Below are 25,986 nucleotides of genomic sequence, written 5' to 3'. Positions count from 1 at the left end.
CCAAAGACGCGAGCGCGAAATGAGACCAGTGGCCAGCAGTCGCGACGTTACGCGATGTCTCAGTCGACCATCATTCCTCGGTGCGAATTTGTAGGAGTGCGGTTTCAACTGCACTTTTGAGATCTACCTATCTCCTGCGCGGCAAGACCAGTCAATTCCCTCATTGCCAAGACATTACTCCACGTGCCCTCGCGGGGGTGCCCTAAATCCTTCACGCAGGGCAAGACCATCCCTCCAAACCGCAGCTAAAAAATACCGTGCAAGATATGGCGATAAACCGTAATGAGCAGGCGCGGGACGCAAGTCGATGACTCGGTCATTGCTCGTCCAAAATTGCCAATCGCAACAATGCTCGATCCACTTCTTGCCTGAGGGCTCGCAAGGCTTTTCGTGTCGCGACCAGGGCGTCACGCTCGATCGCCATAAGCCCTTCATCTGGTGTTTGTTCAATTGCCCGGCAGATATTGAGCAGAGTGATGCTATTCGTCGTTGGCATTATGCACCCGATTACGAAACCCATTCACGTCGGCAAGCTCTAACTTCCGTGCTAAGCTCAAATCGCTTTTGGAATATCAATCTCTGTCACATGTCGTTCGTCGCATTAGCATAGCAATCTTCAGTAAATATGACGCATACGGCATATCTTCTTCAACTGTCTTTTTTTGAGCATTTGAGAAATTTTTATGCGAATCGATGGCTACAGCTTTGACGATAGAATTTTGCGCTCGCGTGCATTGAACAACGCACTGGCCGAAGCCGCGGAGCAGTCACTTGATATTTCTGCGGCCGAAAGCACTCGACGTCCTGGATCACCAAAAGATCGACGTCGCTCTAATGGATTACGTTCTTGAGGATAGCGACGCTCAAACGATTGCACGCACACTCAAAAAAAAAGGGTATCCCGTTCGCATTCTGCAACGGCGCTGGTGCGGACCAAATAAGCGCGCTTTATCCGCATACGCCGATCCTAGCCAAGCCGTTCAATCCTGATGATGTGTCGATCGTCGTGAACAGCGTCATAGCTACTCGTCTGGCTAGAGATTAAGTCTCGCTGTGTGCCGATAACTAAGTCTGAACGTAATTCGACCCGGCGATGCCCTCGAGCGCCGCTCAATATGCAACCACGTCGCTGTGCGATCGTACAGTTCGCTCGAGTTCTTTGAGTGCGAGCGTTACCCCTGGACGATTGCCCCCCAACATCACCGTTCGCCTTCCTCAGCCGTTACCAAATTCCAGAACGCGCGAAGCTTTTCGGCGTCGTGAAGCTCTTCAAGCAACGCGATCTTCAGCCCCCGGAACATCACGATTTGCCGATAGGTGCCGACGTAAGTCAGGCCGGTCCGATGATGGCCCTGGATGAACGCTATCTTGGTGCGCGCTATCCCCGACGCGTAAGCGAACTGCTCGACCGTCGTTGTCGACGTCAGCATTTCAGATTTGTACCGGAAAAGGCGTTCGAGTTCCCGCCGACCGCGGTAGATTCTGGTGTGCCCAAACGCATCCCGTAAATTGGGCCTATAAACAATGTCGTCTGCAAAATTCTCTAGAAGACTTGAGAGATCACTGTCGCTCCACGCTAAGTGCATTGAACTTATGATCGCTTCGGCAGCGTGATAGTTCAACATTCCCCCAACCATAGAAGCTCATGCCTTATTGACCGATCCGCGCTCGTGAATTTACGTTGTATAATCTATGAGAGTGCCGTGCGAGAGCCCCTCGAACCACGGGCGATGAAAATTTTTTTTAGACCAACTGTTCCCACCCGACACGCAATTAATTATCCGATAATACCTGGTCCGTGACCTCGCTTCGCGCGCGCAGATTTTGAATTCCTCACTTTATTCCACGGCCAACCTTTCGCGATCCTCGAATGTTTCGGTTCCCATGACGTTACGAGCAGCACCTGCTCTTGGCGATTTTTTTCCCGATTTTCCAGCGGCACGTATCGACAGGCGATGCACTTCAGTGGCGCCAAGATCTGTCGCTTGATGGCTATCACGACGCGACGATGCTAATGCCTTTTTTAGCGACTGGTAGCGGCAGAAACCTCCAGTGCAAATCGATCAAAATGACTAGGCATAGTCGTCCTCGTACCGGGGCCGCCCGGTGCGTCACGACGACAGCTCGCTTGCTTGAAGAGTTTGGTTTCCCGGGCACTACTTCGATGAAGCCCAAGAAATGTAGCTTTGAGGACACTCCCGGGGCAAGGGAACGGCTTCGAGAGCCTGCAATCTCCGCCAAAATTGAAACGCAAGGCCCTCGGACATTCGTATTAGGCTTTTATTCGTTGATAAAATCGGTCCGCACTTTCAGAAACTGCCTTCAAAGCGAACTTCTGTAGGCAATAGTCGCGGCCCTCACTCGCCAAGCGAGTTCTCTTTGCCTCATCGCTTACAAGTTGCTCCAGCCGATCGGCAATGTCCTTCGCGGTGAAATCCTTCGGCAGGAACAGCGCGTAGTCGCCGCTGACTTCCCGCAACCCGCCGGTGCCGGAACTGATGACCGCACACCCGGCCGCGTGAGCCTCAAGAGCGGTCCGGCCGAAGGGCTCCTCCCATCTGGAAGGTACGATCGCGATTGCCGCTTCTTGCAGCCGTTGTCTCACAACAGGCAAAGTTTGGTTGAGTTCCACGGTCGTTCGATCCGCAACCGGCTTCAGCGTCTCGATGACACTCTGCAAATAGTCCGGAAACCGCTGGGATTCGCTCAATATGAACCGTGCCGACCACAGAGGCTCGGCTGCAAGGACACGAACGATAGCCTCTGCCGCGTCTTTGATGCCCTTCTCTGGCGCCGCTCGCCCGACGCAAATAATCTCGTTTCGGGGATGTTCCGCGGGTTGCCACTGATCGAAGTCCAACCCGTTGTAGACGACGGCCATCGGCGTCGAAATTTCAGGCCAATCGGCGCGAAATTCGTCTCGGCAGGCTTCGCTCACGAACATGATCCCCGCCAATGCATTATGCTGACGAATACGCCAGCTACGCCTTACGCGATTGAAAAATCCCGTGGGCGGTATCGGCTTCGTCATGTTGTGTTTATGCAGGATGACCGGCATCGGGCTTCGTCGCGCCACGCCTGCAGCCGTTGGAAGATGTTGCTGCACGACGATCACGTCGGCTGAATTCGACCGCGCTTGCGCCAACGCGAACTTTATTTTTTTTGCCTTACGGCGGTCTATCGAGGGCGGATACGTCGATATGTGCAAGCCTGGAAACAACGTCTCGTTTTCGCAGCAGAGGATCCTTGTCTCCTCACGATAGCGGCTCGCGAGGATGAGGTCATGCACACAAAGATCGATCGACGTCGCATTCGACGGACCAAATCTCATGTTGCGGGGCATAAAGCAAAGGATGTGCATGTCGTCTCATGTGATGTTCTGAGCAATTGGAGACCGACCTCATCGCCCGACGTCGGCCCAATGAATATTGCCCGCCCGCAATTGCAATCAGGCGACGTTGGATCGGCGCCGATGATGGGAAACCAACGGCCGGGAAATCGATGGTATCGCAGTACGACGAAGAACCGATTTCGGGACGCAATATCGCGCTTGTAAGACAAAGCCCGCCCCGTCTGCTACAAATAGAATGCGTTCAAGCACAAAATATTCCCCCGGAAGACCGTCTCGTCTATGAAGAACTCATCTCCCATAATGGCATCCCCACGCTCATATTCCAACCGCCAGGCGAAAGCCAACGCTTCAAACGAGTGGCACTAATTCGAGCGCGGGGAAGCCGTTCTTGCGATCACCTGGCATTCGTCATTGCCGAGCAGACCCCATCCAGCTCCCCCTCGCGCACCCTTATCGAAAGATTGTATCTCCCGTCGTCGACAAGCCGATGGTCGGCACACTCGCTACTCGGCCTGCACCTTCACCCCATCGGCATTGATCTTCACCTGCGAACGCGTGCTGTCGTAGTAAAAGTAGCCCCCGGCCAGAAGCGCTACGATCAGCGCCCCGATAAGGAATGATTTTCCGTCCATTGTCGTGCTCCTCGCTGTGTTGCGTCCGGAAACGCCGGAACTGGCGCGGATGTTCCTGCACCCACTCGACCCAGCTGAATTTTGCCGAGCAATCGAACCCGCCGACGCTCCGTCTAACCTCGCGCTGACGGCTCTCGCCCGAAGAAAATCCCAGCCCACCGAACCATCGTTGGCTCCGCAGCGTTGTATTCGGCCGGAGAGATACTCAAAAGGATCGCACCATGCCCATTCTTACGACTGCCATCGTCACATTCATCCTCCTCGTACTGATCGGGATTATCGTCGGCCTTTTCCTCAACCGCGCGGGCCGAAGCTGGCTCGGTCGTCAAATTGCCGGAGCAACCGGCGCTGGCGATATCACGTTTGCCTTGGTCGGCATCGCCGGCTCCTTCATGGGTTTCCATATCGGCGTCATTCTCGAACTCTTACCGACGTTACTTCTTTACGTCGCCGCCATCGCGGGAGCCTTCGTGACCATCATTCTCTGGCGTCGTGCATGAAAGATTTCCAGATGGGCAATGAGGACGATCCACCGACGATTCCCCATCCCACACAGGAACCGGGACAGCTCCCGCCGTTACCTCCCGAACCCAAAGACCCACCGCAGCCCCCTCCGATTCCGATCGACGATCCGAAGCCGTCATTGGACTAAGCGCGTTTCCGCTTCGAAAAGCGTCGGCTAAGTCTGGGACAAGGTTCGGCGCGCACGGCGATCGGTATTTCAGCACCTATCAATTTGCAGCTAGGCCTCCGAGCGAAAATGCCGGAGGCCGAGCCTCTTAGGGGCGGTTTTCTCGCGCTCCCGTCGGCAAATATGCTCAAAAGTAATGAATGTTTATCGTCAATCGAACGCGAGTTCTTTCCCGCATAGCATCAACGAAATGCCGCCGCTAATTTCCGATGGCGAGTGAGCTGCGCGTCCGATCCTGACGGCCCATAGCCTCGACGAACACCTGTGGCGCCTCAAACGCAACTTCGCCCTGCGGCCACGCGAAGGCCACGTCGGCCGCATCCCTGCCGGCAGCGATTCGAACAACGAAATCCGATGAACTCATGCGCGTCGGATCGAACGTAAACCATCTGCCGCCCGTCGGCCCATTGAGATAGGCTTGGAAGACCGCATGGAAGTCCTGCGGCACGAGTCCGTCGGCATAAACGCTTGCATAACGCGCCGGGATACCGAGCGCCCGGCATAAAGAAATACCGAGGTGAGCGAAATCACGACACACCCCTTGGCCGCTATGAAACACATCCACCGCGGTAGAGGACGGCCCCGTAGCGCCACTCTGATAGCCTATGTGAGAATATACCCAATCGCTGATGGCCTGTATCCGAACGTGCCCACGCTGGATGCCGCCAAACACCTCATTCGCAAACTGCGTAAAAGTATCCGATGGGCAATATCGGCTCGGCGCGACGTATTCGAGAGAGTCCATCGGCAGGTTCACGAAATCAAATTCATAGACGCTGTTGGGATCGAATCCCGTGGTGTCGACATCGACGGTGGCGCGATAGTTGATCTCGGCCACGCCAGGTCCGAGCATCGCACGCACCTTACGTGTTGATGTGATGGCATCCACGAACGACGTATACCCCGAAGGATCTGGACCTGCCGGGATAGTAAGCAGCTCGCTCTTGACGAACTGGCTGTCCGCCTTCGCGGCCTCTATCTGAAACACGAATCCGGTCGCCGATGCCATCTGATAGCGCAGCGTACAACCTACGTTGATTTCCATCGAAAGCCCATTGTTTGAAAGCCCACTAACGCCGCCCGTCTCAGAGAGTTCCGCAAAAACGACGAAATGGCGCCGTCTCCATCCCGAGCCCCTGGGCACCGTGTAGTTGCACACCCTGCGGCCCAAAAGTCGAGGCGTGGAAGACAGTACTATAGTCCGCGAACGGAACCACCGGGAACCAAGTCCGCTTTGTCGCAACCTCTTATCATTAGATCGAAGGAACGCGTGCATCCGTTGCCGAGATAAGGCAAACGTCCAGGGCGAGCGCCCCATGTTGTGTTACGTGCGCCGGATTCCTTGGTCCCGACTGCCCCCCGACACACCAGCTCTCGTTAGACACAATGACTATGCCGACTAGAACGTTCGCGGTCGAGCCAGCGGCTCAGTTAAGCGGTTTCCAGGAAGTCGCTCGGGCCCACACTGAAAGGCGTAGCCACATCGTTGAAGCACGCGTGCATGTCGCTAACCGCGGCGATCATTCGCCCGTCGCGTCCGAGGATATCATCTGCAAGCGCTACAAGCCTGCGGTTGGGAGTGGCCGTCGCTGACAATCTGCGCATCGATTGCCCAATCCGTTCTTCGTCGGCCTGGGGGTTGAGCGCACATATTGCGATATAGGCGCAGGCCGTGGAGCGGCTCATTCCGGCGAAGCAGTGAACGAGCAACGGAGACTTCTGATCCCAGCTTTGGACGAAGTCCAGCAGGTCGAGAACATGCCTCTCCGACGGCAGCACCATGTCGGGCTGCGCTTGTGCGATGTCGTCCATATCAAGTCTGAGATGGCGGCCGCGCAGGATGTTCCGAGGCGTTTTTGGGAATGAGTGGGCTTCGATAGCGCTCACCAGATGACCGGCGCCAATCGCTTCAGAAGTTTTCGAGACGTTACGCAGGCCGCATACGTGGATACGGTGCTTCAAAACCAATGCTCCATGATTTTTGGGGAGTAATGACTTGTATATGCGGCACAAGTTTGTTTTTGAGCGATCCGGGGCGGCCATCACCCATAGATCCGACGTGGTTTCCAATGGAATCGGGGCAAGATCCGGCGCGGCGGTTCCACGGAGACATCCGCAGCGGATACTACAATTTGACAATCGCTTTTACGGAGATCTCAACCATCCCTTACTACCATGCCGAGCTATTTCCTGAGGTTTCCCGTGGTAAAATTCGCTACTTTCGTTCAGACGATAAAGCGTCATCCTCTCACGAGCGCATTTGATTTATCGCTGACGATCACCACTATGGCGATCGGGGTCACACTTGCCCTAGCCTACGATCTGGAAGAGCTATGGAGCGATATTACCCCTCGCGAGCGTACGATATGCAGCGAAGAACTGTTTGCGCTTGGCTTACTGTTCGCGCTATGCGCGACCATATTCATTTGGCGACGCCTTCTTGAAGAACGGCAGGATCGCACGAAACGGGTGCTCGCGGAATCTGAATTGCAGGAGCAGCGCTCGCTCGCGATGGCGGATGCGCTGACGGGATTACCCAATCGGCGAGAATTCCTTCGCTGTCTGCAAGTGTCTCTGGATCGAAGCGCACACCCGACGGTCTACTTGCTCGATCTCAATGGATTCAAAGCAATCAATGACCAGTTCGGTCATGCGTGTGGTGACGAAGTGCTTAAGGTCGTCGCTCTTCGGTTCAAAGCCGCCGCTCGGTCTGAGGATTTGGTTGCCCGGCTCGGTGGAGATGAGTTTGCAGTTCTTGCTCCTTCCCTCCCCTCACGTAAGCAGGAGCAGAGTGTAGCGCTCCGCTTTGTCCAAGCATTATCTGACGGCATCGAAATAGATTCACGTCTCCACTTCATTGGAGTAGCCATCGGAGTTGCTTCAGCCCCCCTTGATGGTTCAACTTCAACTGAATTGCTGCAAAGCGCCGATATGGCGATGTATGACGCTAAAGAAGCTAGCCATTCCGCCGTCTCATTCTTTGCCGACGTAAAACTCGGACAAACGGCTTAATAATCGTCCGTCGGCTCCCGCAGATCAGTCTCGCCGTCCAATCCCACAGTCAGGAGAGGGTTCAGCCCAACTGGCTCAAAGGGAGTTGTAGCGGACCGGTAGCTGCGCCGCTCTTAGGAGCGTACCGCCCTATTGAACATTCAAAGCGCAACCCCCAGCCGCCTCAGCGTGGCCGTCGCACACCTAAGCTCGAGCTTACCATATGCTGTCGCAGGTTAGTGATAGCTCGAGCCCGTGCGCGATGCTGTTCAACAGATTATGCCGGCCGATCGGCTTCTCGACGAAATCCGAAGCTCCTGCTTGCATGGCTTGGGCCGCAATCTGGACGTCACTACCACCCGTCATCGTCATTGAGGGAGCCGGCGGCCCGTGTGATGGAGCCTCGACAGCAACTCCAGTCCGCTCATCCAGGTGGGCGTCCACCAGGAGGCACGCCGCGTCTTAGGTATATGCCGGATAGTGCGATCGCTTGTGGTTGCATCGATTTCGTTGTTTCACCCGAGGATATCCCGCTGGAGATCGTCCGCATCCCGGTTCTTCCGAATAGCCCTTAAGGCGGCGACGATCCAAAGGATCTGTTTCACCGCGGTCAGCAGCGCGATAACGATTGGACGGTGGGTTCTGACTGTTCGCGAGACGTTCCGGTGATGACGTTTCAATGGGTTGTCCGCGTTGTCAGAACGCATACCGTCATATGTTTGATTCTGCCCGACGGCTTGCAGTCCACTAGAGTGAGAGGGAACACGAATTAGAATCAATTCGAATTAGCGATCGGTGCTCTAGCCTGCAAATTAGATGAAGGTTTAAGACTCGCCGCAGCAGCGATAGCTGCGCCTCCTAACGCGGAATTGATGGGCCCCAAAGCAGACAAGGCACCTCCAGAGAAAACGACGGCTCCGACATGTGACGGAATGCTCGTTGCCTCGTTCGGGGGCGTTCCCGCATGCGTTTTCGTGTCCTGTTGCATTGTAGTAAGGGCAGCTACCGTCGTATTGGTCCCTCCCGCAAATGCAGTGCCGGACGCGCTTATGGATAGATAAGCAATCAAAATCATTTCGAGCTTACGCAACATTTCTGGCTCCTATCGTTTGGACGTGGACGCACGCCATCATTCTCACCAACCCCAAGATATGCCAGCGCGGCCGCCGACGACGTTGCTGGCATAGTAAGTCTTGTATTCGGAAAATCCCGCGCCGACGGAGCCGTCAACTGTGATCCGATCGCCCGCGGTGATGCAGCCGCGACAGATGACACCTATTGCACTCCACGCGACGGCATTGGCGTTCCCTTCGAAATCGCCCCAGCCAAGTCGCATGGCAAATTGTTGCGATGACGTAAGCGGCGGCGCTTCCGCGGCGAGCGATACCGCGATACCGGCCTGCAGGTGTGCGATCGTCCTGAAGGTTGCACCGTGGTCGGACGCTAGGTCGCCGTTAGCGTCCGAGGTAACGAGCTGAAGCGGGCCGCTTTGCCTTTCGACACTTGTGTTCGACGTGATGCCGGGCATCGTATAAGTGTTGGACGACGTGCCAAACACCTGCTGATTATTGAGTGAGGCAACTGCGCCGGTACCGAAAGCCGCCGACCCGTCAGGCGTCGCCGACGCATTGGCTCCGACCGCAGTCGAATTGACCCCGGTTGCCGTTGCCCCATTGCCGTAGGCTGCACCGCCGTTGGCAGCATGAGCGCTGCTGCCTATGGCAACGGCGTTAATTGCGGTTGTTTCTTCGCCAATAGCGATAGCGCCGGCGCCGGCGGCGAAGGCGCTCGTTCCAACGGCAATGGCATTGGTGCTGACCGAAGCCGCGTCGCCGACAGCAACAGATCCGACCGCTAGAGCCACAGCGCCGAGCCCGTCACCGTTGGTATCGGACCCGACCGCAACCGCGCCGGTATTTCCGGCGACTGCAGTTGTGCCCACGGCGACGGATTGAAATCCGACAGCGTTGGCACTGTTGCCGACGGCGACGCTCTGATCCGCGGCGGCGTTGGCCCCGAGACCTACGCCGACAGCTGCAGCGCCGTTTGTCGCGACGCCCTGGCCGATAGCAATCGAGTCAATATTGTTCGCGGCCGCCGCTTGACCGATTGCGACACCGCCGTCGGCGGCAACGTTCGCACCCTGACCGAAGGCGACAGCGTTGTTGATGTCATCGAGAATTGCGATGCCCTGACCAACGGCGGTGACATTATCGGAACCAACGGCATTGGCGCCGCCGATCGTCGTGCCTTCACCGATTGCAACGGCATTATCCGAGTTCGAGGTGATGTTGGTGTTGGCGCCAAAGGCCGTGCCGCTCGCTGCATTCACCCTCGAATTATTACCGACCGCCGTATCCGTGATGTCTTTGCCGCGTGCATCCGTGCCAACCGCGACGCCCGCATCGCCAGCGACGCCGGCGCCATTGCCAATCGAAACACCAGTTGTCGTCATCGCATTGAAGCCAGCTGCGATACCGGTCGAACTGCTCGCCCCCGCGCCGAGTGCTGTGCCGCCGACATCCGACGCGTCAGCGCCATTACCAAGCGCTGTTCCGTTCGCCATAGCCGCGCTGGCGCCGTTGCCTATCGCAATGGCAGAAACATCGCCCGTGAAAGCTTGCGCACCGCCTGTACCAGCACCGGCGAGCGCACCGCCGCCAATCGTGACGCCGCTCTGGTAGGTGGTGAGGTCCGGATTGCCGATGGTAATTGCGCCACCGTCCGCCGAAATTCCCTGGGTCGCTTTGAGCTGGCTGGCGGTGATGTTGCCGCCGACGTTAGCGTCTCCCGTAGTATTAAGATTTCCGTCGATGTACGCGTCCCCAGTCGCCAAGAGGGCGGGCTGCCCATTGGGGACATTGACGCTGATGGTGCCGTTGTACGATTGATTGCAATTTGGGAGATGGGCGCCAGCGACGTAGTTCCTGAGATTTTGCGCGTCGTTGGAGTATCCCAATGCCACGCCCGCCGCGGTGTTTTTGGTGACGTCGAACCCTAAACCTGCGACCTGCGCCGCGTAGGCTACGCTCGATGCGGTCTCCGCTGTCGCAATCGCCGCGTCGGCTCCCGATGCGATGCCGGCTCCGACCCCGGCAGCGGCGAGGCCGGGTGCTGCAGGACCAGCGTCTAAAGGTGTGGCGACGCCGACCGCTGCTTCGGCAAGACCGGCTGCTTCGTCTGCCTCGGCGGCTGCCTTCGTGGCAGCCGCAGCAGCCTTTGCGTCTGCGGCAACCCCGTTTGCCGTGAAGGCCGTGATTTTGGCCGCCGTACCCGCGATATCAGCCGACAGCTGTGTCGCCTGAGCGATCAATTGGTTATCGGTATCTGTTGCAATGGCCGGATTATATTGCTGTGAACAACCGCCGGAGCCGACGGTCGAAAGCGTGCCGGTGTTGGTGACGTATGCCCCAGGCGCCGCGGGCGGCGTATTCGGCGAGCTTGAACCGGCCCAAGCGGGCTGCGCGGCGACCGCTAACAGTGCGACAAACGCAACTGTCGTTTGCTTTGGATTCCGCTGCCGCCGCGGCGACGCTGAAGTACGATATTTAGGACAACAAAAGTCAGGCCCCGGCTTACGACGCGACATCAGACACCCTCTTACGCAACACGACGGGAATGGCCCCCAAAATCTACTTTGGTAGGACTTCTGTGAAAGCGGGACGACGCTAGCATGACTGCAGAGGAAGAACTTTTCACGTGTCCAACTTGCTACAGACGGGAAGTCAACGCTGAGCAGACACTGATGGCGGGGTGGCGTGCTGCGTGCCGACACTCAATCCAAAAAAGCGCCACTCGCCCTGAAAATGCTCAAACGCAAGATCGAAATTTACTTGGTTCGGTTGGGTCGCGACAAAGCCAGTGAGACGCAGCATACCAGCGCCATCAATTTCCGGTTTGCGGATAAGCTTTGGTTGGAAAAATAATACCGGCGACAAATCAATGTGAGCGTTGCGTTGTTCAGCAAACGCGTCCGTGAGTTTTGCTTCGCTGTTGGCGATTTGAAAATTCGGCGAACCCAGATCTCGCAGCACCGAATAGTTGCCGGTTTTGTTCGCCTGACTCACAGCAATAATGGTCGTACGAATGAGCATGTTGAGTTTGTAGTCATCAGGAATCGTCGTGGCCCTCGAGGAGGCTGGAGCTTCCGTATGAGCCGCCTTGTCCTTCTTTAGGCTCTTGGGTTTCTTCTTTGCAGCTGTGGGTTGTCCAGGCTCAATATTCGCCGCGTTCGATGGTTGGAGCGCGTTGGCGTGTAGCGTACAACACAAGGCGAAGAGGATGAGACTGCAACGACTGAAAAAACTAATCTTTGACGACCTTCTCACTTCCAAAACTTCTTTCCGCTGTCGCGCTGTGCGCTTTTACGATGCGGTCACTATACTGGCCCTTTGACAATGGGAATATGTCGCGACGCTTCCGATGATCGCAGATCAAATTCACTTGGCCTCTTCCGAACGCGCCTCGTCGAAAACGCACGACGATCGAAACCGCGCTACAGCTGACCGCCAGCCCGGCCACTTCCGGGCGCGGATAACGTTATTCATTACAGGCAAAAAGCGCCGATCGAGCCGCCAGGTTGCCAAAAACCCGGCTGGTTCCGAGCACACGCCGGCCTGGTATCCCGCAAGATTCTGACTTTTCGCGCCGTATTCATGTGTGATGATGATTGAATAGCTTACTAGCGCAGTCAGAACATTTACCGTCGCAACCAACCAGTCCCCCCAGACTGGGCCAATTCCGATGGTTGATCCGGAACCAATTTCGAATCCGCCGGGACGGAATCTGGTATTCTCAGAGCAGTTGGCATCTGTGCGTGCGTCTCTCAGACGAGCGACCAATGGGCCTCATCGTTCCCTATTCCGCGCGACTCAATGAGCGCGTGAAAGTCCAAACCCGGAAGAAACTATTTCAAGAGCTCCGCAAACTCTATATCGACGAGGGCATGGCCGAGTACGAAGCGAACGCGATGGCATGGGCTAAAATCCGCGCCATGCGATTTGCGAATTGATCGGATCACGCCAACAGCCCTATCGGAGTGGCGAAAAGCTACGTCCTCGACCGAAGCTGCCGGTGCTCTCTAGGCTTCGCTTCCTTCTTTGGTGCCCGATATAGCTGCTGGTTTTTGGCCTTGATGTCTTCGATGTCGTCCAACCTGTGCGTTGAGATATAGGGGCTTCTCGCCTTTAGAATCCGCCGCACCTCAAGCTCCGCAAAGCCTAGCTCCTGGAAAAAGGTCAGAGAGGTTCGACCGGATAGCTTCACGCGCTCCTTGTTGTGAGCAATGACATCACGTCCAATTATCGGGCGACGAGCGAGTTCGATTCCGAGATCGATATCACCCAGGTCAGAAAAGGATGGATCGAGATAGCTTCCGAAGAGTCGTACCTCGACGACATACCAGCCAAAGTCGTCGTCGGCGTTCACAGCTTTGACCCTGTCCAAGAAGCCTTTGAGAATTAACTGCGCCTTCGGCCCGGAAATTCGTCGAACCGCTCTCGATATCGCAAAGGCGTTTCCTACGACCGTTGTTTCAAAATAATCTATTTTTCTTCCCGCGGCGGCGGGGCGTTATTGGCTTGGCCTTCTCCAGCCAACCTCGCCGCATGAGCTCGGCAACCAGGTCGTCGGCGCTTTTGGGCTTGATCCCGAGAACATCAATCACAAACCCAATGTTGAACTGAGCCGGACCCGCGCGCCGAAGCAGATGTCGCACGCGCAACAATGGTAGGCCGCAGATTTCTTCGTTCCAGTCGATACGCATGGCACTCGCTCACACACGCGAGCATCATTGCACCGACCATGGGCGCGCTTTTGACTCCGCCGTGTTCGAGGTATGGCCAGGGTTGCAACAGCATTGCTGCGGTTGAGCTTCGGGAGTACTTTCCGGGCATGGTGAGCGGATACCTCGGAGGCGAGCATGCGACTCCTTGCTGCTGTTGGCGCGTTGGCAATTATCCTTGCAGTGTTTGCCGGAGTATATTTTTTCGCCGGTTTCTACGACGTCGCCGCGGCAGTGGGCGATCCGGTTCCTGTCAAATGGGCGCTCATTCGCACGCGTAACGCCTCTATCGCGCGGCACGAAGATGAAGGCGGCAACGCCCCTTTCCCGCTCGACGATCAGACGGTCATTCAGCAAGGGGCACGTGACTTTGCAAACGCCGGCTGTGTGCACTGTCACGGCGGCCCAGGAGTAAAATGGTCGAAATTCTCCGAAGGCCTAAATCCCGATCCCCCCGACCTGAAGGATGTCGCCAACGAGCGGAGTGCTGCGGGAATCTTCTGGGTCATCAAAAACGGAATTCGGATGACCGGCATGCCGAGCTTCGGGAAGGCCGGACTCACCGACGATCAGCTTTGGCACCTTGCCGCGTTCGTGAAGGCGATACCGAAAGTGTCTGACGCGGATTATCGAACTTGGACAGCAGCCTCCGCCAATCCGTAGAGCCTTCCGGCTCGCAACGGCTGTTGACGTTCGTCTCGAGGCCCGTCGTACCGTCAGCTACCCATTGGACGTATTGACGAGGTCGTTCGTCACGAATGATTTGGCCCCACGCGTTCGTAAGAGTGCTTCAGCTATTTCAGAAAAGAGGAAGCTCCTGAGGGCTAGCGGGTGCCAGTCCGACCAGTTTTAGGAGCACAGATTGCGCGCGCCGCTCCCGCGCGGCATCATTAGGTCGATGCTAACGAGGGTTCGAAACAACCAACCAGACGGCGTTCGATATCTTCCTTGAGTCCCGCCAGGCATTTGTGGATCGTGAGCAGATGCTCGCGTTTAAACGTATCAAGTTTATTTTGGGCTTCTTTCTCGAGCGCACGGCACAATATGAGCAGGATCGCCGGGTCAGAGCTTAGAGCAGTCGATACCGGCTGTAACGTCTGATCGCCCGACAAAAGACAATCGACCAGTCGCGCTTCTTCCATCATCGATTCAAGATCATCAGATTGCGCGTGCGAAGTGGCGAAATGATTTTCTGACATGAGAGCTCACCAATATTGTTGAGTGGAACAATGTCATCAAAATTTCAACGCGATTTCCTTTGGGTCGGGAAAAGCGTCACGTTTCTATCATCCATCAAGGTGCCGGGGAGAGCGAACGCCTTCGCTTACCGACAAAAAACATGAATCAGATTCAGACAATACGTCTACGGATGATATGACAATAATTGTGGCTGGCTTGCATCTCGACGCAGCCCAAAATTAATCAAATCCGGAATGGAATCGAGCGAAGATCCGTCAATTGGCCCTGACAATCCGATCACCATTCTCGCCAATCATGATCTCCACTACTCCCATCTCTGTTTCATCTTGGTCGCCACATCGATCCGAGAAAAACTTCCCGCCCTCGCTGTGGAATTGCCACCAGCTGCTATCGGCCAAGCGGCACTTTCAAAGTGGTCGATCAACGCGTTTGGAATAGACCTTGTCCTCGACGCATAAACGTGTCGATCGCCTTTTGCAGACTGTCCGTGCGTAAAGAAGCGCTGCGGCACGATCAGATGCAAGTCGTCCTTGGCCCTCGTCATCGCGACGTAGAGCAGTCGGCGAAGTGGATGACGTCGGCGGGGGGCTTTTCACCCTTAAGGACCTTCGACATCTTTTTTCTTCGTCTCCTGCTCGGCGATGGTGCGGCTGAGATCAGCGATCTCCGAAACCTTGTCAGCTGTTTCTTTCGAAGTTGCATCGTTCGATGTGCCTTTGCCGCCTCCCCGGAAACCTCGGGCGATCCATCGGTCCAGCTGCGCTTGGAGCTTTTCCCTTCGCTCCTTCAGTCGACTGATTAGTGGCACGTCCATTCCTCCTGCTTTGCGCCAATCATAGCACGGAGTTCGGCGACAGTGATTTTAGTCATTACCCCAACTTCCGCCCCCTTGCTCCCGAAGCAAGTGCGCTCACACTTAAGACCTCGGGCCTAGATTTCCTATTTTACCAGGAGATCGACATTCACAGACTCAGCTATAAAATACAGCCATTGCATCGCGAATTACGCCGCAGGGGCCGGAGATGGCGAAACCTCGGAAATCAACAAATCCTCGAAAGCGTGCTGCAAAGCACGGCGCCCGGCTGATCCAGGACATAGAAAACGTCGCCACTGCCCTTGATCGTGACGCGTTGCACAAACTCGCCCATCCATTCAGAGATCTGTGTTTCGATCTGACAGTCCCCTTTCGCGAAATCGTAGAAATTTAGGACGTATACCGCTAATTCTGCGGACTGTTGCTGGATCGATCTAGACGCCCATGACGAATGGTGGGATCCACCCTCACCATCAAAGAGGTCGTCCAATGAGAATCAGCACCTGGATCGCAGTAGTCGGCATGTGCATAGGAACTCCCGCTTTTGCGGGCTCTGCGGATGACTACGATGCTAGTTCGCCATTTTCGTGGGCGGGCGCTTACGTCGGTGCGCAAGCCGGTTATTCGTGGGGCGAAGTTCACAGCCATGACGTTAGCAAATCTGGTGGGAATTCTGATTGGCGAGGATCATCCGGTCCCGATGGCGCAATCGGAGGTGTGCATGCCGGTTACAATTATGTTTTCAACTCGATCATCTTAGGATTTGAAGGCGACATCGAAGCCGCAAATTTTAGCGGCAAGATAGATTCTGAATTCGCTGGTATCATCGAGACCAACATCAACGTCCAGGGATCTCTACGGGCTCGCATCGGCTACTCGATGGGACGGGCCTTGATTTATGGCACCGGCGGTTTGGCGATTGGCGACATTCAATCGACTTACGACGAAGGTTCAACCCACGATAATTCGACGAACATTCAGGCTGGCTGGACCGCGGGCGGTGGTGTCGAATACGCTTGGTCGCCTCACTGGACGACACGCGTGGAATATCGCTACACGGACTTTGGCCGCTTCACCGATAATCCGAAGACGGATAGCGGCTGGAATTATCCCACCGATGTCATCGAACAAGGTGTGCGCGCTGGTGTCAGTTATAAATTCTGATCCCAATCGTTCTAGTGCGCAAATAGCTCCTGTTAGATCATCGCGTGCGCTACAGCTTAGGTAGCCCGCAAATCTTTCTTCTCAAATCTGCTTTGCACGATACGTATCCGTGCGGAGTCGAAGCCCGCGCGTGTAACGTCGTCAGAGAGCTTTCGAACAAGGTCGAATCTACGTACCTCGTTCCCGTCAGAGTGCCGCGCGAATGCGATTAGCAATCTCGGCGATGAAATCGTCGACTGAGGTTCGAAAATATCGCGCGACAACCACTCTCCCCTTCGGATTAGGACGGTAAGTTTCCGCCAGACCGTACGATTTTGAGAAGCTCGGTAAATAGATCTCGAAACAGCGGCACAGGAAGCACGGCAATCGGCGCGATCAGAACCATCGCAACCATCGCCAAAACGACGTTTAGGCGCTTGGAATACTTAAAGGGAAAGGCGTTTCGCAGATGGTCCATAGTGTGTCAACGCATCGGCCGTGCCAATGATAAGCAACTGCCCCGCCTAAACTGCTGAACCTTGCTCAGCCGGTGTGCCGAACAGCCATGTCTAGAAGGTGGCACGCTGAGGTGTCAGTGCGGGTGATCTGATTGGCTTAAGAACAGCGATCAGAATTCATCTTTCTTCAAATCATATGATCCGCCCCATTGCACGCGCGAAACGTGTCTGTGCAAAGTTGGACAAGTTCAGATGGAGAATTATAGGGGGTGTCGTGAAAGCCGCTCTTACTATCCTGGCGCTCATTGGGACGTATGGCACTTGCTCTGCCGGTTCTCTTTGCCTTCCGAAAGACAGCAACGCGAGAATACTCAGCGCGCCATCCCCCATGGCAATCGATCCGCAATGGACCGGCGACAGCCACATTGGAACGGGCTGGTCTTTTTATGTGACGCAGAAAGTGAACTCCGCCACCGGGGCGTTTGCCAAAGGCAATTTGCACGGAACCCGAGGCGGGATAGCGCAAAAAGACGTCTATGTCCTGCTTTCGGAATGGACTTGCAATGAAGCTGGCCCTGAGGAATCCGAAGGTATCGAACGAGTAGATAGCGACGTTCCCTCGGATACGCTACCTCGAACATTTTCGGTGCGAACTGAAAGCGGCAGGCTCGTTGATCTTGTTGTCACAAATTTCGGGCGTTTTTTGCCAACGAGCAAAAACTTCGAAGGAATAAAAACCAAAGACTCCGAGAACGCGAAAGTTCGCAGCTATCACATGAATTACCGGATGGTGCCGGTAGACAAAGTGGTGAAAGAGGATGGGCTCATCGTCGGCTATGAGCTTCTAATTCCGCCTCTTCGCCGCAATGAATCGCTCATCGTCAATTACGCGACCGAGCGGCCTTTCGAAGTGGCCGAAGGAGGCACCGGCTACGAAGACATTAAGTCGCCATGGATTTACCGCCGCTCGGATTCTGGAACGCGCATTCTTTTTTCCGAATTCAACGGGCCGCAAACAATGGATCATTTGGGCGAGTGGCAGTTGGATTTGGTTGTGAACGGAAACGTTCTCGTATCGCGAAAATTCACGTTGCTCGATGCAACAGGCAAAGACCATTCAAAGGACGGACTGGAAGACAATTCAGCAAACAGCGTGCCCTTTGCAAATTTGATCGGCACTTGGGCGCATACCGCGGAAGCTTGTAAGATCGAGACCGCCGAGGGTTTGGATAACGTGACGCGGCGTCAATCGGAGATGATCGGAATTTGCGGGAATGAGGTCGATTTGCTCTATGAGGCTTTCCGTTGCACGACAGAAACCGTCGATAAAGTCGGTGCCCCGATGGAATTGGATATGGCTTGTAGAACTAAGGACTACGAGCCGGAGAAGCAGCACGTACAGTTAAAGTCCATCGGCACGAACGCACTGCAGTTCAGTACTCCAAATTTTGCAATCAAGGGCGACTACGTCCGTTGCTCCCAAGCATATTCGTGTGACCGCTGACGAAGGCACGCCGCGATCATCGAAGGCCCATTACGGCACCGCAGCATGACCGTACTTTCGCGGCTGTCGCCGCGCCGACCAGAAATCAGGCGGCCAACAGGTCTTTCTTTTCTAAGCCGCTTTGCACTATCCGCATCTGCGCAGGGTCAAAGCTCCTGGCGAGCGCGAAGGCATTAGCCGGTGATCCTGACAGCCACGTCTCGAAGTCGGCTTCCTCAGATAACAGCACCGGCATCCGCTCGTGATTGATCGAGTCCGTGAGTGCGTTCGGCACCGTCGTCATGAAGCTGTAGACGTCCAGCTCGACGTTAGGGCCATCTTTCTTCACCGGACCGTTCCAGGGCTGCCAGATGCCCGGGAACGCGAATAGCCGCCGGTCATCGTCGCCATCGAGGGCGAACCAGTGCCATTGGGCTGGCTTGCCGCTATCCGGCTCGCAATAGCTCGACGCGGGCACGAGACACCGCCGGGCCTCGAAGCTCGGCTTCCAGAAGCGCGAGGTCAGAATCTTGTCGTCCCTGACGTTGGTGACGCGGCGCGGGGCCTTGCCGGGCTGCAACAGCACGAAGCCCCATGACATCGTCACAAGCTCACGCTCGCCGTCCTCGGCCTTACGGACAACGCTGCCATTCCAGCCGGGGAAGATCGCGGGCTGCGGTTCAATTGATATCGTGCGGTTGTGGCTGACCTTGAACAGCCGCCGGATGGCTTCGACATTCCGGGTCTGCGAATACAAGTTGCACATGACCGGAAATCTAGGGGCTCGGCGACATCGGGCAAGGCTCTGACATCGTTTGTGAGTTGAGCCGGGGCGCGAGACGCGTTTAAACCGGGCCGGGAGAATAAGTTGGGGCGGCTTTCAATTGGAGCTGCACCTGGAAAATCTATCTGGACGACGCTGACGCGCCGAACCCGCCTGATATGTCTGTTTCGGCATTGCATCCTGGGTATCTGGCGTGGTGGCGGGTCGAATAATCAGGCTCCGTATCCCCTTTGTGAGGTAGGTCGCGGGCTTTCTCGTGGGCGTTCGATCAGTCACCGTCCACTTGCCGCCGTCGTAATACGTGCGAAGAACCGCCTGCACGTCGGCCACGGAAGTGTTCGCTTCTCGAAGCCACGTCGCCCAATCTTCCAGCCGAAGGATGGTGCGAGAACGCAGGACTAGACAGGCCGCAAATTCTCGCGCAACTTGAACCTTATACCGAAGATGAGGCGAACGCTCGCTCGGACGATGGGGGTTGCGTGTTCTTCCGATTTTCAAGTGTTGCCGGGCTCGCGTGTACTATTCTGTTATGCCTCCCCGCATACGCGGATAGCCTTGCGCCGCCACCAGCACATCCTTCAGATCGCACCGAAGAAATTCTCACTGACGCGGCTATCGTGACAGCTATCATTGCGGCATCCATCGCTGCCTATCGAGCCGGCGGTCCAGGGCCATGCGGGTGCCCGAGCGATACAGATAGAGCCGGTCATAGATGCGGTAAGCGCAGCGCACACGATAGGGCCGGAGGCTGGACCGTTTACTGCTCGGCGGCGGACGTGACGAAAGAGATGATCGATGCGTATCGAAAATCGCAAAGCAAATGACTCATGTCATCCGGCTACGAGAAATCCCCCGACTATGGCGGTCTCGAACCAAGTGGAAAAGAATCCGTTCTCTGGATTATCGTGGTCGCTGCAATTGGCGTGATTATCTGGCGGCCGAAAAGCGGAACGTTCTAGTTCAACTGCTGCTCGTCCACGAACGCCAGACGCAACAGCACTTTATCGACTTCCCTTTTGTGCTCTTGGAGCGTTTGTCTAATCGACAGCAAAAGCTCGCGGTCCATGTCTTTCAACTCGTCGTGCGGTGTCTGCTCGATTTCGCGGATGATTGCGAATATCCGTGTCTGGTCAATGGGCATACTTCGCTCCAAGGCTGAATGAATATTCAGACACCGATTTAGCGGAACTGAACGTCTCTTTGCTCCGTTGAAATGGCGGTTCGAGGCTTAGCGCATCGCAGCTACGCGCCGAACACGAAACATCCGAGGAGAGACGGATATGAAGCTTCTTGTGAAGTGCGCGCTGGCTGCGGCTAGCGTCCTTGCGCTTACCGCTACTACCGCTTCAGCCGAAATCGTTTGCAACGAAGACGGCGATTGCTGGCACGTTCGTGAGCGCCACGTCTATCGTCCAGAATTTGGCGTTACGGTGTATCCCGACGATTGGCGCTGGCGTGAAGCGGAGGCACATCGTTACCGTTGGCGCGAGCATGAAGGTCGCGGATACTGGCGTCGCGGTGTCTGGATAGGCTTCTAATAGCCATGCTTGGCGGTTGCTTCGATAATTGCTGAGCAACCGCCATCTTTTGTCCGACTAAAACAAACCCGGCTGTGGATCGGGCTTTTGGGCTTTCGACCTCCTCGTGGGCGCCTGTTCGGTCATCGTCCAGCCGCCGCCATCCTCGTATGTCCGAAGAACTGTCTTCACGTCCGCAGAACCACCTTCCCTTTCGCCAAGCCACGTCGCCCAATCTTCCGGTTGAAGTATCGCAGGCATTCTGTCGGTGATCGTTGAAATCAGAGCATTGGCTAGCGTCGTCACCTGAATGAACGTGTCCAGTGTTTCAGCGCCGTTCGTCCACTTTTCGCAAATCACCGCAATCGCAATCGGCTTCTCGTCGTTTGGCGTGATCATCCATTGCTTGGTCTTGCCGTTAGATAACTCTTCGCCCTCATTGAATGTGTGGACTACAAGTATACCGCGACCCTGCGTGAAGGCATTGGCGAACGTCGGCAGGCGATCGATTGTTTCAGACCGCGCGTGCATGTGCTTCGGTCGAATGGAATTGGCGTCTCCTTTGCCAGCGAAGCCCCAACGCATGGAGACGACTTCACGTTGGCCCGCTTCGTTCAGCCGAATGATGTTGGCGAAGCGCATCGGGGTTGAGACGGTAAGCTCGTCCGGCCCACCTGTCAGCACGAGTGGCTGAGAGAACGCGTGAACGTCTCGCCATGAAGAGTGTTGTGTGAACTTACCGCACGTGTGTCGACATATCCGCTCAGATGCTTGAGCGAATATAGGTATGCAGATTTTTGATTGCCGTACAGTCAGGACGCTTTGGCGCTTGGCATAACGAGTTGACCAGGAAGTTCAGCCTCTTGCTTGTCTGCGCCCAGCGCTTCTTGGATGGATTTTTGAAAAGCGACGGGATCATTAATCGCAGGAAGCTTTAGGTCGGCGACGCCAGTTCCGTATAACTCCACATGCCCGAAATTGAAAATTCTACCCCAAAAACTTTGGCGCAGGCGAACTTCTTCAATCGAAGAAAGCTGGAGATCGTTTGCACGGCGTTGAAAGAAGCCGCGCTTATAGATGAGGCGTAAATTTGTAACCGCGATCTCTGTGGTCCAGGGCCTGTAGAGTATCCAACAGAACGCCGCGACCGCACACAACGCGAAGAGCCCGCCTATAAGAGTATGCTCGTATAACGTAGCGGCGAGACCTCCTACCAATCCGGCGATCAACACCATCCACGCAAGAGCGAAACGGCCAGTAGGGTACGCAGCTATGGAATGGACCGTTTCGTTGTCGCCAAGGCTCTGTTCAACATAACTCATGGCCTATACTCCGTGCGGTGACGGTAGAGACTGAACGTCGACTGATCACGGGCAGTTCCTTGGCAAAAAAGCTTAAACGGCCCGACTAGCGGAACCAAGTCAACACCGCTATCGTTCTTCGCAACGGAAGCAAGCGTAAGCTTTTTCCGATAGAGGGGCACCGAAGAGAGGTGGCATGTGCGTGGCTATCGAAGCATCATCCCCGCGACCTACGATCGAAGCGTACGGCTTGGGTCAAATAAAGGGAGCCAAACATGCGTCGTCGAACAATGCGGTATACGTCATTCTTGAAGGGTTTAATCGCTACCAGTGAAAAGGCTAAATATTCAGAGTGCATCGTGACGGATATCTCCGCAACGGGAGCCAAGCTCTTCATTGCCGGGCCTGCGGCTATCCCAGAGAAATGCATTTTGCACATTGAATCTCGACAGGTTCATCTCGCTGCAAGGTCGTCTATCGACGTGACAACGTTTTAGGCGTGAAGTTCCAACGTCCCGACTTACCGGTGACTGGCGCGGTTGAACATGGGTTCATGCGGGCCGGTTGAGGCAGAAGATGCGCGATGAAGGCGAGCTACTCGGTTCGTCTGGGTGAAGGCGTTGGGTTGAATGTGGGGTGACGGCCGACCCGCCTGAACACGGTTCGCTGACGAATGAAAATGTCGCTACTGCCGCCACGTAATAAAGTCAGTACACTGACGTTTCGCCTCTATGACTGCACTTACGGTTGAACCAACAGTCAAAAGTGTTTCTGCATTGCACGCTTTTATCCGGACCAAGCGTCAAGATTGTTGCTGTCCCTTCCAATAAGCGCACATTGAACGATATGCTCTGAGCCAAAGGGCGCTGTGCCGAGTTGGCGGACATCGACGTGCTACCCAAGCGTGTTGCGAGGCGCGAGGCTTAGACGTCAGCGTCGCCCCGAACCGGACATCGGCCAACTGACCACAGCGATCAGATGTCGCTATGCAGAATTTTCCGAGTTTCGCTAATCCGCCGATGCCTTCATACCGGCCTCGAGCTTCATGATATCTTCTGCCGACAATTGCGGACGATCTAATTTGATCGTGAGCTTGTTAAGTTTTGCCGTCAGTGGAAATGGCGGCGTGTAGTCGGCGTCGTTGACACCAGTCAGAGTGTCGGAGCCTACGTCGAAGCTCTCGTCCCACTGCAGGATCATTGGCAGTGTTTTTGGCATGGTCTTGGAGGCGACGACATTACCGTCCACTTTGAGTGTGCCGGTGCCGGACCGTCCGACACCGCTAAAGTTGTTGAAGGCCAGCGTGCCAGCGCCAAGTCCGTCATACTTGAAGTCAAATTCAATCTTGTGTCTTCCGGGAGCAAGTGCGTCAGCGCCTTCCCACTTGATGCGCTCAAGATCGACCATGTTCCAGAGAAATACTGGCTTGCCTTTAAGTAGATAGAAGCCGTAACCGCCAAAGCGACCGCCGGAAGTCAGGATCATGCCCTCCGTGCCACCTTCCGGCACATCAATGTCGGCGGTGAGCGTGTAGGAGGTATTTAGCAGCACCGGCGAGTCCCCTTGCGGCAGGCCGGTCATCGGCCGTGTGTAGACGAATTCCGTGCGCCCCGCTGTGATGTTGGGGCGCGGCGCAACAATGCGTGCCGCCACCGACGCGTCCATCGGGAAGACCTGATATTTCTTCGCCTCCGCGACGAATTCTTTGCGCATCTCTGCGACTTTTTCCGGATTTGTCGCGGCAATGTCCTTGGCTTGGCTGAAGTCCTTGTGCAAGTCGTAGAGCTGGAACACTTGATTGTTCAGGGGATCCGGGTTCGCCGGCCCGAAGGCCTCCCAGGGAGCGCGGTTCACCTTGGTGCTCAGCAGCCAGCCGTCGTCGTAAAGCGCCCACTGGCCCATCATCTCAAAGTACTGCAGCTTGTGATGCGACGGCTCGTTCGCGTTCTTCGCATCGAATGTATAGGCGAAGCTCGTGCCCTCGATCGGCGCCTGCTTGATGCCGTCGACGATCTCCGGTGCAGGAATCCCGGCGGCCTCCAAAATTGTGGGCACAACGTCGATGACGTGGACAAATTGCTCGCGCAGTGCGCCCTTGTCCTTGATGCGGGCCGGCCATGAGACCACCATGTTCTGGTTGATGCCGCCGAGCCTGGAAGCATTCTGTTTAAACCAGTCGAACGGGGTGTCGAAGGCCCACGACCAACCGGCTGACATGTGGTTGTACGTTTGCTCGGTGCCCCAGACGTCATAGAACTTCATCTGCTCTTCGGCCGGGATCTTATTGACGCCATTGAACCACGCCACCTCGTTGGGAGTGCCTAACGGTCCGCCCTCGGCGCTGGTGCCATTATCGCCGTTGATGTAAATAATCAGCGTATTGTCAAGCTTGCCGAGATCCTCGAAGGATTGGATCACGCGGCCAATCTCATGGTCGTCGTAAGCTGCATAGGCGGCGAAGACCTCGACTTGGCGGATGAAGAGCTTCTTCTCGATGTCGCTAAGCTGGTCCCACGGCTTCAGGACGCCATCGGGCCAAGGCGTGAGCTTCGAATCCTGCGGGATAACGCCGAGGCGCTTTTGGTTTTCGAATATCCGCTCGCGTAACTTGTTATAGCCATCGTCGAAGAGATGCATTGCGTGGATCTTGTCGACCCACTCTTGGGTCGGATGATGCGGTGCATGAGTGGCACCCGGCGCATACTTGATGAAGATTGGCTTCGACGGATCCGTCTGGTGTATTCGCGTCATATAATCGATGGCGTCATCGGCCATTCCGGTGACGAGATTCCATCCCGGCTTGCCCGCAAAGGGATATATCTGCGTCGTGTTGCGGAAAAGGTTCGGCTGCCACTGATTGGCGTCACCACCGACGAAGCCGTAGAAATATTCAAAGCCCATACCGGTCGGCCACTGGTCGAATGGTCCAGCCTGACTAGCTGCAAACGCCGGTGTATTATGATCCTTTCCGAACCAAGCTGTGGAGTAACCATTGTCGAGCAAGATGCGGCCGATCGTGGCTTTGTCCTTGCCGATGATGCTGTTGTAGCCAGGGAAGCCCGTTGATTGCTCGGAGACCACGCCGAAACCGGCCGAGTGATGATTACGCCCAGTGATGAGCGCTGCGCGGGTCGGCGAACATAGTGCAGTAGAGAAGACCCGGTTGTAACGCAGTCCTTCCTGCGCGATGAGGTCCATGGTGGGTGTCGGAATCACGCCCCCGAATGTGCTTGGCACGCCAAATCCGGCATCGTCTGTGATGATGAGAAGTACGTTCGGCGCGCTTGGAGGTGGCACGACCCGAGGCGCCCACCACGGTTTCGATTGCAGGGCGTCATCCTTGATCACGCCACCGAAGTTTGGATCAGGAGGCGGAAGTTGTCGTCCGTCAATCGTGGATGTGGCGCCGGGCGATCCGAGCGTGCCTGCTATTTCCTGAGCATCAGCGGGAAAGGCAATTAATGTCAGAGCTGCAATAGAGAGCGATGCGATGGCGATCTTCTTCATGAGGAAAACTCCTGACCAACGCGCGCTTCCCGCATGTGGAGATAACGCTAGAAGAGATTTTCGCCGAGATTTATCGATGCGCACGACCGGCGATCGACAAGAGGAAAGACCAAATTGACAGCACGATGATCCGCACCCGGAAGGCAGTCAAACGTATTCGTTGCTGCTTTGCGACGGAGATTTGATTTGCATCAAATGATCCGTCGACGGCTTATTTCTTATTAGCGACTGAACTCGACATGATGTCTAACGAAGAAAATATATTTTTTCCGCTTCCTTTGACCTTCATCAATTCAACCATATTGGGGGTGTCGCTGATAAGCGGGGTATC

The 25,986-nt window shown here is 55.7% G+C and carries 24 protein-coding genes and 1 pseudogene; 7 read left to right on the top strand and 18 right to left on the bottom strand.

What is annotated here, in order from left to right; genetic code table 11:
- Positions 1-316: 316 nt before the first annotated feature.
- From WC811_RS00735 to WC811_RS00720, 4 genes are all read right to left on the bottom strand, one after another.
- Positions 317-496 carry a hypothetical protein gene (locus WC811_RS00735; protein ID WP_372639865.1) on the bottom strand — a complete coding sequence of 60 codons (180 nt, stop codon included), beginning with the start codon at positions 494-496 and terminating at the stop codon, positions 317-319.
- 703 nt (positions 497-1,199) lie between these two features.
- Positions 1,200-1,430 (bottom strand): hypothetical protein, encoded by a 231-nt coding sequence (locus tag WC811_RS00730; protein WP_372639863.1) that lies wholly within the window; start codon positions 1,428-1,430, stop codon positions 1,200-1,202.
- A gap of 842 nt (positions 1,431-2,272) precedes the next feature.
- Entirely contained in the window at positions 2,273-3,331 is a 1,059-nt protein-coding gene (locus WC811_RS00725) for a glycosyltransferase family 4 protein (RefSeq protein WP_372641718.1), read from the bottom strand.
- A 524-nt stretch (positions 3,332-3,855) separates the two neighbouring features.
- On the bottom strand, positions 3,856-3,984 hold the full coding sequence (locus WC811_RS00720; protein ID WP_372639861.1) for a hypothetical protein: 129 nt from the start codon (positions 3,982-3,984) through the stop codon (positions 3,856-3,858).
- A 221-nt stretch (positions 3,985-4,205) separates the two neighbouring features.
- Between WC811_RS00720 and WC811_RS00715 the strand changes: the two genes are divergently transcribed.
- A complete protein-coding gene (locus WC811_RS00715; protein WP_372639859.1) occupies positions 4,206-4,484 on the top strand; it encodes a transglycosylase in 279 nt (92 codons plus the stop codon).
- Positions 4,485-4,874: 390 nt separating this feature from the next.
- Here the strand turns inward: WC811_RS00715 and WC811_RS00710 are convergent, their stop codons facing one another.
- On the bottom strand, positions 4,875-5,720 hold the full coding sequence (locus tag WC811_RS00710; RefSeq protein ID WP_372639856.1) for a transglutaminase family protein: 846 nt from the start codon (positions 5,718-5,720) through the stop codon (positions 4,875-4,877).
- A 386-nt stretch (positions 5,721-6,106) separates the two neighbouring features.
- Positions 6,107-6,718 (bottom strand): tyrosine phosphatase family protein, encoded by a 612-nt coding sequence (locus WC811_RS00705; RefSeq protein ID WP_372639854.1) that lies wholly within the window; start codon positions 6,716-6,718, stop codon positions 6,107-6,109.
- 159 nt (positions 6,719-6,877) lie between these two features.
- Between WC811_RS00705 and WC811_RS00700 the strand changes: the two genes are divergently transcribed.
- Positions 6,878-7,687: a diguanylate cyclase domain-containing protein gene (locus tag WC811_RS00700; protein ID WP_372639852.1), complete on the top strand. Its 810-nt coding sequence runs from the start codon at positions 6,878-6,880 to the stop codon at positions 7,685-7,687.
- Positions 7,688-8,801: 1,114 nt separating this feature from the next.
- On the opposite strand, the gene WC811_RS00695 is transcribed toward WC811_RS00700, so the two are convergent.
- Positions 8,802-11,255 carry a YadA family autotransporter adhesin gene (locus WC811_RS00695; RefSeq protein WP_372639851.1) on the bottom strand — a complete coding sequence of 818 codons (2,454 nt, stop codon included), beginning with the start codon at positions 11,253-11,255 and terminating at the stop codon, positions 8,802-8,804.
- A gap of 136 nt (positions 11,256-11,391) precedes the next feature.
- Positions 11,392-11,760, bottom strand: coding sequence for a hypothetical protein (locus tag WC811_RS00690; protein WP_372639849.1), 369 nt, complete (start codon positions 11,758-11,760; stop codon positions 11,392-11,394).
- A gap of 746 nt (positions 11,761-12,506) precedes the next feature.
- Between WC811_RS00690 and WC811_RS00685 the strand changes: the two genes are divergently transcribed.
- Positions 12,507-12,677: a hypothetical protein gene (locus WC811_RS00685; RefSeq protein WP_372639847.1), complete on the top strand. Its 171-nt coding sequence runs from the start codon at positions 12,507-12,509 to the stop codon at positions 12,675-12,677.
- Positions 12,678-12,715: 38 nt separating this feature from the next.
- Here WC811_RS00685 and WC811_RS00680 read toward each other — a convergent pair whose 3' ends face one another.
- A complete protein-coding gene (locus tag WC811_RS00680; protein WP_372639845.1) occupies positions 12,716-13,093 on the bottom strand; it encodes a hypothetical protein in 378 nt (125 codons plus the stop codon).
- A 106-nt stretch (positions 13,094-13,199) separates the two neighbouring features.
- The gene (locus WC811_RS00675; RefSeq protein WP_372639843.1) at positions 13,200-13,430 is read right to left on the bottom strand and encodes a hypothetical protein; all 231 of its coding nucleotides are present in this window, start codon (positions 13,428-13,430) and stop codon (positions 13,200-13,202) included.
- A 156-nt stretch (positions 13,431-13,586) separates the two neighbouring features.
- On the opposite strand from WC811_RS00675, the gene WC811_RS00670 reads away from it, so the two are divergent.
- Positions 13,587-14,111 carry a cytochrome c gene (locus tag WC811_RS00670; RefSeq protein WP_372639841.1) on the top strand — a complete coding sequence of 175 codons (525 nt, stop codon included), beginning with the start codon at positions 13,587-13,589 and terminating at the stop codon, positions 14,109-14,111.
- 227 nt (positions 14,112-14,338) lie between these two features.
- On the opposite strand, the gene WC811_RS00665 is transcribed toward WC811_RS00670, so the two are convergent.
- The 3 genes and pseudogenes from WC811_RS00665 to WC811_RS00655 all read right to left on the bottom strand — a co-directional run bounded on the left by WC811_RS00665 (position 14,339) and on the right by WC811_RS00655 (position 15,456).
- A complete protein-coding gene (locus WC811_RS00665) occupies positions 14,339-14,647 on the bottom strand; it encodes a hypothetical protein (RefSeq protein ID WP_372639839.1) in 309 nt (102 codons plus the stop codon).
- A 305-nt stretch (positions 14,648-14,952) separates the two neighbouring features.
- Positions 14,953-15,213: pseudogene (locus WC811_RS00660) on the bottom strand (ATP-dependent helicase); the annotation flags it as partial.
- A gap of 33 nt (positions 15,214-15,246) precedes the next feature.
- A complete protein-coding gene (locus tag WC811_RS00655; RefSeq protein ID WP_372639837.1) occupies positions 15,247-15,456 on the bottom strand; it encodes a hypothetical protein in 210 nt (69 codons plus the stop codon).
- Positions 15,457-15,951: 495 nt separating this feature from the next.
- Here WC811_RS00655 and WC811_RS00650 point away from each other — a divergent pair, with 495 nt between their 5' ends.
- Both WC811_RS00650 and WC811_RS00645 read left to right on the top strand, forming a co-directional pair.
- A complete protein-coding gene (locus WC811_RS00650) occupies positions 15,952-16,626 on the top strand; it encodes an outer membrane protein (protein WP_372639835.1) in 675 nt (224 codons plus the stop codon).
- A gap of 711 nt (positions 16,627-17,337) precedes the next feature.
- The gene (locus WC811_RS00645) at positions 17,338-18,567 is read left to right on the top strand and encodes a hypothetical protein (RefSeq protein ID WP_372639833.1); all 1,230 of its coding nucleotides are present in this window, start codon (positions 17,338-17,340) and stop codon (positions 18,565-18,567) included.
- Positions 18,568-18,652: 85 nt separating this feature from the next.
- Here the strand turns inward: WC811_RS00645 and WC811_RS00640 are convergent, their stop codons facing one another.
- Complete coding sequence (locus WC811_RS00640) at positions 18,653-19,312, bottom strand: SOS response-associated peptidase (protein ID WP_372639831.1); 660 nt, start codon at positions 19,310-19,312, stop codon at positions 18,653-18,655.
- Positions 19,313-20,285: 973 nt separating this feature from the next.
- Positions 20,286-20,471 carry a hypothetical protein gene (locus WC811_RS00635; RefSeq protein ID WP_372639829.1) on the bottom strand — a complete coding sequence of 62 codons (186 nt, stop codon included), beginning with the start codon at positions 20,469-20,471 and terminating at the stop codon, positions 20,286-20,288.
- 139 nt (positions 20,472-20,610) lie between these two features.
- On the opposite strand from WC811_RS00635, the gene WC811_RS00630 reads away from it, so the two are divergent.
- The gene (locus WC811_RS00630) at positions 20,611-20,868 is read left to right on the top strand and encodes a hypothetical protein (RefSeq protein WP_372639827.1); all 258 of its coding nucleotides are present in this window, start codon (positions 20,611-20,613) and stop codon (positions 20,866-20,868) included.
- Positions 20,869-20,925: 57 nt separating this feature from the next.
- On the opposite strand, the gene WC811_RS00625 is transcribed toward WC811_RS00630, so the two are convergent.
- The 3 genes from WC811_RS00625 to WC811_RS00615 form a co-directional block, all read right to left on the bottom strand.
- Positions 20,926-21,606: an SOS response-associated peptidase family protein gene (locus tag WC811_RS00625; protein ID WP_372641716.1), complete on the bottom strand. Its 681-nt coding sequence runs from the start codon at positions 21,604-21,606 to the stop codon at positions 20,926-20,928.
- Positions 21,607-21,659: 53 nt separating this feature from the next.
- Entirely contained in the window at positions 21,660-22,169 is a 510-nt protein-coding gene (locus WC811_RS00620; protein ID WP_372639825.1) for a PH domain-containing protein, read from the bottom strand.
- A 987-nt stretch (positions 22,170-23,156) separates the two neighbouring features.
- On the bottom strand, positions 23,157-25,655 hold the full coding sequence (locus tag WC811_RS00615) for an arylsulfatase (protein WP_372639823.1): 2,499 nt from the start codon (positions 25,653-25,655) through the stop codon (positions 23,157-23,159).
- Positions 25,656-25,986: the final 331 nt, after the last annotated feature.

This window comes from Hyphomicrobium sp. (assembly GCF_041659645.1).
Lineage (GTDB): Bacteria > Pseudomonadota > Alphaproteobacteria > Rhizobiales > Hyphomicrobiaceae > Hyphomicrobium_B.
Note: the sequence above shows the minus strand (reverse complement) of the source record. Positions and strands in the feature narration are given on the sequence as shown.